The organism is Desmonostoc muscorum LEGE 12446, from assembly GCF_015207005.2.
GTDB classification, from domain to species: Bacteria; Cyanobacteriota; Cyanobacteriia; order Cyanobacteriales; family Nostocaceae; genus Nostoc; species Nostoc muscorum.
The window spans coordinates 1-1825 of record NZ_JADEXS020000008.1 but is presented as its reverse complement, the minus strand read 5'-3'; the positions used below and the strand labels follow the sequence as shown (position 1 = coordinate 1825).

Sequence of the window (1825 nt, the reverse complement as noted above, 5' to 3'; positions counted from 1 at the left end):
TCTACATCTATTAGCCTTGAACTTCAGCTCAACGCTGGTGACTCAATTCTGAATACAGAATTCAGAATTCTGTATTCTTCAAGTAGTGTATTCTGCGTTAATCCTCACGTAGTCATAACTCAAATCACAACCCCAAGCTTTACCTGTACCATGACCATTGCCAACGCTAACGGAAATTAACACTGTATCCTCTTGGAGATAAGCACCTACCGCAGCTTGCTTCAAATAGGTGCTGGCTGCTGCACGGTCGAATGGTAATGGTTGCCCGTTTTCTAACATTAAGAAATTCCCTAGCTTAATTTGCAGGTTTTCTTGCTCAAAAAGTACACCTGCGCGTCCAGCGGCGGCGGCGATACGTCCCCAGTTGGGGTCACGTCCAAAGATTGCAGATTTAACTAAGGATGAACCAGCGATGGTTTTGGCTATTTGTCTGGCTGAGAGTTCATCATGGGCGCCAGTCACTTCCACTTCTATAAGGCAGGTTGCACCTTCACCATCACGAGCGATCGCTTTGGCTAAATGCTGGCAAACTGCTGTTAACATCGCTTCTAATCTCTCTGATTCTGCACCCAATTCTGTAATTGCTGGGGTGCGAGATTGACCGTTTGCTAGGGCGATTAAGCTGTCGTTAGTGCTGGTGTCACCATCCACGGTAATGGAATTAAAACTTCTATCAGCTGCCCTGGCTAACATCTGCTGCCAAAGGGCTGGTGAAACCGCAGCATCACAGGTCACAAAGGCCAGCATGGTTGCCATGTTGGGGTGAATCATGCCGGAACCTTTGGCAATACCACCAATCCGCACGGGGCGATCGCCTATAGTTGTCTCTAAGGCAATGGATTTTGGTACCAAATCTGTGGTGATAATCGCACCGGCGGCGGCATCTGAGCCTGTTTCTGATAGTGCTGCTACTAGCTTTGGAATCCCGCTTCGCAAAGCATCCATCTTAATTCTTTGACCAATCACGCCAGTAGACGCCAATAACACAGATTCAGACGGAATATTCAGTGCTTGAGCTATTGCCATTCCCGATTCTAGGGCGTCAATCCAGCCTTGATTTCCTGTAGCGGCGTTTGCTTGTCCAGCGTTGCAGAGAATAGCACGAGCGCTATGTTTAGCTTGCAAGCGTTGGCGACAATAGTCTACACAAGCAGCTTTCACCTGGCTAGTGGTGAATACACCCGCTGCGATCGCTTCCACATCTGAAAATATCAAAGCTAAATCCGGCAACCCCGAAGGCTTCAGTCCTGCGGTAATTCCCGCCGCCTGATATCCCCTTGGTGCTGTGATGCCACCTGTTATTTTTTGCCAATCTGCCATGATTATTCCTTACAACGTCATGAGTGCTGTTAGCGGTAGCGGGGCGTTTAGCCCGTGATGAGTGCTGAGTTAAGAGTTAGGAATTAAGAGTTATTCTCCTTACCTTTACGTCTCCTCATCCCCGCGTCCCCGCGTAAGAGCTTCTCCCCACTCCCCACTCCCCACTCCCCACTCCCTAGTTGCTTTGATTGTGAGTTTATTTGCTGATGGCAATAAATAATAATGCACCACTTGGCCGTTAGCATAATTATTTTTACCTTTCTTATGACTAAAGACAAATGCGAAAAAGGAGAGCTACTTAAGTCGCTCTCCAGATCATCAGGGTGCATCTACTTACCAGAGCATACCATTTTTGGTATGAGGGTTGTCACCAGTTTTATTATGAAGATTCCGTGAAGAGACACCGGGAAAATACTGAGATGCGGGCATGGGGCATGGGGCATGGGGCATGGGGCATTGGAGGTGTGGGAGGAGAGAGAAGCATAAATTCTCTTTCTCCCCACAC

Annotated in this window: 1 protein-coding gene; it reads right to left on the bottom strand. The window is 48.0% G+C overall.

Going from position 1 to position 1825, the window contains the following annotated elements; translation table 11 throughout:
- Positions 1 to 78 precede the first annotated feature (78 nt).
- Complete coding sequence (gene argJ / locus IQ276_RS39935) at positions 79 to 1320, bottom strand: bifunctional ornithine acetyltransferase/N-acetylglutamate synthase (RefSeq protein WP_190876075.1); 1242 nt, start codon at positions 1318 to 1320, stop codon at positions 79 to 81.
- Between the last annotated feature and the right edge of the window lie 505 nt (positions 1321 to 1825).